Origin of the sequence: Synechococcus sp. H55.11 (genome assembly GCF_047462475.1) — a bacterium.
Classification (GTDB): Bacteria; Cyanobacteriota; Cyanobacteriia; order Thermostichales; family Thermostichaceae; genus Thermostichus.
Window position 1 is genome coordinate 7,107 of record NZ_JANSJI010000354.1, and the last position, 4,536, is coordinate 11,642.

At 55.0% G+C, this 4,536-nt stretch carries 5 protein-coding genes; all 5 read left to right on the forward strand.

The features are described 5' to 3' along the window. The coding region (locus NW853_RS13545; RefSeq protein ID WP_414349283.1) for a pentapeptide repeat-containing protein at positions 1-1,256 on the forward strand (1,256 nt) is incomplete at its 5' end. A gap of 312 nt (positions 1,257-1,568) precedes the next feature. Continuing rightward, positions 1,569-1,967: a DUF1257 domain-containing protein gene (locus NW853_RS13550; RefSeq protein ID WP_414349285.1), complete on the forward strand. Its 399-nt coding sequence runs from the start codon at positions 1,569-1,571 to the stop codon at positions 1,965-1,967. Positions 1,968-1,976: 9 nt separating this feature from the next. Then, positions 1,977-2,186, forward strand: a complete 210-nt coding sequence (locus tag NW853_RS13555; RefSeq protein ID WP_414349286.1) for a DUF2997 domain-containing protein — start codon at positions 1,977-1,979, stop codon at positions 2,184-2,186. Positions 2,187-2,281: 95 nt separating this feature from the next. Then, positions 2,282-2,926, forward strand: a complete 645-nt coding sequence (locus NW853_RS13560) for a helix-turn-helix domain-containing protein (protein ID WP_414349287.1) — start codon at positions 2,282-2,284, stop codon at positions 2,924-2,926. Continuing rightward, positions 2,923-4,452, forward strand: a complete 1,530-nt coding sequence (locus tag NW853_RS13565; protein WP_414349289.1) for an Hsp70 family protein — start codon at positions 2,923-2,925, stop codon at positions 4,450-4,452. The genes NW853_RS13560 and NW853_RS13565 overlap by 4 nt, the downstream gene beginning before the upstream one ends. Positions 4,453-4,536 lie beyond the last annotated feature (84 nt).

The window sequence follows — 4,536 nt, forward strand, 5'->3', positions numbered from 1 at the left end:
GAAAAAACCTAGCTCAGGCGGACTTGAGCGGGGCAAACTTGAGCTGGGCAAATCTGAGCGGGATCAGGCTCCCTGGCGTGAGCTTGGTGGGAGCCGACCTGAGCGGGGCCAACCTCTGCGGCGTAGACCTACAGTGGGCAGAGTTGAGCAAAGCCAATCTAAGCCAGGCGGATCTGAGGGGGGCCAACTTAAACCAAGCGGATCTCAGCGGGGCAGACCTAAGCGGTGCCAACCTCAGTGGAAGCAGCTTGATCAAGGCCGAACTAGCCCAGGCCAAACTTGTGGGGGCCAAGTTGACGCAAGCCAACCTCGTCGGAGCCAAGCTGAGACGGGCTAAACTCAACGGCGCGGATCTAAGGGGGGCCAGCCTCATCGGGGCCGACCTCAGCGAAGCCAAACTGGGCAAGACAGACCTGAACTTGCCTAGCTTGAGATGGACGGTGATTTCTGTAGAGGCCAGTCCGGAGAGTAGCTGGTGGTTCATGATTTTCCATGCTGGCGCCCATTCGCAGGAGCTGAGCCAAACAGACTTGAGAGGGGCGGACTTGAGAAAGGCCAACCTCAGCCGGGCAGACCTCAGCGGGGTAAGGCTCAGTGGAGCTAACCTAAGCCAGGCTTATTTGATTGGGTCAGATCTGAGCGAGGCCAGCCTAGGTGGAGCCAATCTAAAGAGGGCCAAGCTGGGCGGGGCCAACCTAACCCACGCCGATCTCGGTGGAGCCAAGCTGAGTAGGGCCTATCTGGGCGGAGCCAACCTCAGCGGCGCCGACCTGAGGGGGGCAGATCTGGAGCTGGCCAGTCTGCAGCGGGTGATCCTTTCTCCTGCAACCCAGATCGAGGCCAAGTGGCGTCTGGTGTGGGAGATCGTCAACGGTCAAGCCTCCAAGAGAAACTTGAGTGGGGTTGACCTGAGCGGCGCTAACTTGAATTGGGCCAAGCTCAACGGGGTGCAACTGGTCGGGGCAAACCTAAGTGGAGCCAGCCTCATTGGAGCGGATCTAGGAGGATCCAACCTCAGCCAAGCCAATCTGAGGAAGGCCAATTTGAGCTACGCCAACTTGGAGGGATCCAACCTAGACAATGCCATCCTAGAAGGCGCAAAACTTGATTTTCAGTGGCAGTGGATCTGGCTCTCCCTTTGGTTCAAAGGTTTGGCAAGCATCTGGTTTGGTTACCCCAGTACCCCTCAACTGCCTCCTCCTCCTACGTCGGATCCCAATCGGCATCTCCCAGCCGAGAAGAACAGGGAGAACTAAACACTCTTGGTTGGCTCCATCAATTTCTTTGGCTAGGGCCACGCAGGTTTGTATCCTAGCAAACACTTTTTAATCCAAGAGAGCTGCTTTAGGATAGAGGCGTGGCCTTGCTGTGGCGGGATTCTGGAGATTTTTGGATGAAGCCTGCTTTAAAAAGTAAGGAGACTTTGAAGCAGCCTTTGCTGAGCTAAGGGCTTTGGCAGGGGATAGTGCGAAGATAGAGATGGCCCAAGTGCTCCTCGGTCAAAAAACAGAGGGCACCCATAGCCAGGTGAGGTGAAGCAAGAAAGACTCTAACTTTAGGAGGAGAGAATGTCGCACTTCACGTACATCCAAACTCAGTTTAAGAACCGAGAGGCTTTGATAAAGGCTCTAAACGATGTTGGCTACTCTCACATAGAAGAGGGATCCGACCTTCCTCTATATGGCTACCTAGGCGATAGGCGACCTCAGACGGCAGACATTGTTATCCGAAGAAAGTACTTAAGTGCTGCTAGCAACGATATTGGCTTTAAGTGGAAGGGCGATCACTACGAGGCAATAATCTCTGAATATGACCGCCAGGTCTTTCCCGACTTTATCCCCAAAATTCAGCGCAGGTATGCTTATCACGCCGTCCTTGCAACGGCAGTGGAGAAGGGGTTTACCGTAGAGTCGGAATCTGTGGACGAGGAAGGGCAGATCAGGATTGTGTTGGGGCGCTGGGCTTGAGGAGGCGTTATGGCGGAATATCAACAGGTTGAATACATCATCGACAAAGATGGCAACGTGATTGAGCGCGTGCTTAATGTCAAAGGCAAGGGCTGCCTTGACCTAACTGAGGAAATAGAAAGGGCATTGGGCACAGTTCAAAAAAGGGAGCTGTTGCCTGAATATGACCAGGCCCCAGTCATAGAACAAGATGTCCAGCGTCAGGTAGAGCGTTTATGAATGCCCCAAACCCCTTTCTGGATCCCCTGTCTGGTTTAACCAAAGGGATCCAAAGGACTCTGGCTAGGATTCCATTTTGGAGTCGTAACTCTGAAATGAAAAGTCATGATACGAAAAGTCATGATACCCTGCTGCGCAATCTCATGCAGGCTGCCGGTATCTCAACCTGGCGAGAGCTTCGACAAAAGGCCAAACTGAGTCGAGGAGCCCTAAATGCCCTGAGAACTGGCCAGGCCGAAAAGCTGAAGTTAGCCGATCTCAATCGAGCGGCCAGCATTTTGCAAGTGTCCTTGCCGAGCCTTATTCAAGATTTCAGCGGAATCGAGCTAGCATTGGAGCCTGCAGAAACGGCTCAGGAAGTGCAGCGGCTGCACAAACAGCTAGAACAGCAGGAAGGGCAATTGCGTCATCAAATCCGCGCCGAACTGGTGGAAAAGCTCAAGCCTCTTTTGGTGCAATACCCCACCCTGCAGCAGGTTGTGCAGAGGCGACCGGATTACCCTGCCCAGCAAGTCTTGGCTTTGCTGAACTGTCTGGGCAACTTGTTGGAAGACTGGCAGTTGGAAACCATTGGCCAGGTGTGGCAACAGGTGGCCTATGACCCAGAAAGCCACCAGGCAGATGAGGAGGATATCCAGGCGGGCGAGCCGGTCTACGTTCGCTTTGTGGGCTATCGACTTAGGGATCAAATTTTGGTTCGAGCCAAAGTCAGTCGCACTCTACCTTCCCTGGCAGCATGACGACGTTGACTATTGATTTTGGCACTTCCAATACGGTGGTCTGTGCCTATCAAAATCGAAAGCCGATTGTGATCGACATACCAGGGATCACCCACCGCTACGACGGCAGCCCGCCTCTAATTCCCTCGGTTCTCTTTGTCGGCCAAAACCAGCAATTTTTGATTGGGGCACCTGCCCAGGCCAAACGGGATCCCAAGCGCCTATTCAAAGGCTTTAAGCGGGATCTCTCTCAACAATTCCAGCCGGCCCCAACCTATGTGGATGGACAGGCCTACACAGCCCAAGAGGCCACGCGGATCTTTCTGCAGCAGCTTCTTGCCAAACTCAAGGCGGAGGGCTGGCAGCCCGATAAGGTGATCTTGACCGTGCCGGTGGGAGCCTACGAGGCCTATTTGCACAACCTGCAAGAGGTGTTTGGCTCCCTAGGGATCCAACAGGTTGTGTTCCTCGACGAGTCCACCGCGGCTGCTTTGGGCTACGGGGTGCAGGAACCGGGATCCCTGATTTTGGTGGTCGATTTGGGGGGCGGAACTCTCGACCTCTCTTTGGTCAAAATCTTGAAGCCAAAGCAGGGCACTGCTTACCGAGCTGAGGTCATTGCCAAAACTGACCGGGCCTATGGCTGTGGCGGCGTCGATATCGATATCTGGATTGCCGAATGGGTGCTGGAGCAGTTGGGCCGCAAGCGACAGCAGGTTCCGGCCAGCAGCTTCCAGGTTCTGTGCGAGGTTGCCGAGCGGCTCAAGATCCGCCTCTCCAGCCATTCTCAGGCCAGCGAGGCCTGGCTGGATGAAGACTCCTTTGAGACCCACACTTTAATGCTTCAGCGCGAACAACTCCAGGAGCTGTTGGAAGAGCGCGGCCTGCTGACGCGGCTAAGAGAAGCCATCGATGAGGTCATCGAGAAAGCCCACAACAAAGGGATCTCTAAACGAGATATCCACCAGGTGGTGTTGGTGGGTGGCACCAGCCTCATTCCAGGGGTGCAGCATCAGGTCATTAGCCTCTTTGGCCGCGACAAGGTTAAGTACCACAAGCCGTTTGAGGCAGTGGCCCACGGCGCTCTGGCCTTCACCCAGTTTGCCCGCCTTCAAGATCATCTCCGCCATACCTACGCCCTGCGGCTCTGGAATCCCTATTTGCAGGCGCCCGACTTTTTCCCTCTCTTTAAGAGCGGCACGGCCTATCCTGCCACGGTGGAACTGCCTCCCTTGCAGGCCAACGCCAATGGACAAAGCCACATCAACCTGGTGGTTGGTGAGATGGCCGAGGAAGGGGCAACCGAGGTTGTTTACGGTCCCGACGGTCGGATGCAGATTCGCAACAGCAGCGCAGCTTCTAGCTTTCGTCCCCTTGGGAGCCACAAGCAGCTTTCCATTCCTCTCAAGCCCCCAGGGCAGGTAGGAGTGGATCGTTTGCAGGTCACCTTTGCCGTCGATGCTGGGCGAACTTTGCGGGTAACGGTAGTAGATTTGCAAACTCAAAAGACCCTTATGCAGCAGCAGGTGGTTGGGAGGTTAACTTGAGGTCAGGGATGGCGGAAAACTTTGATCCCGTTCTGGGTGGGCAGCAATTGGCCGGCTCCGATCCGGTCATGGGAGGCTTGGTAG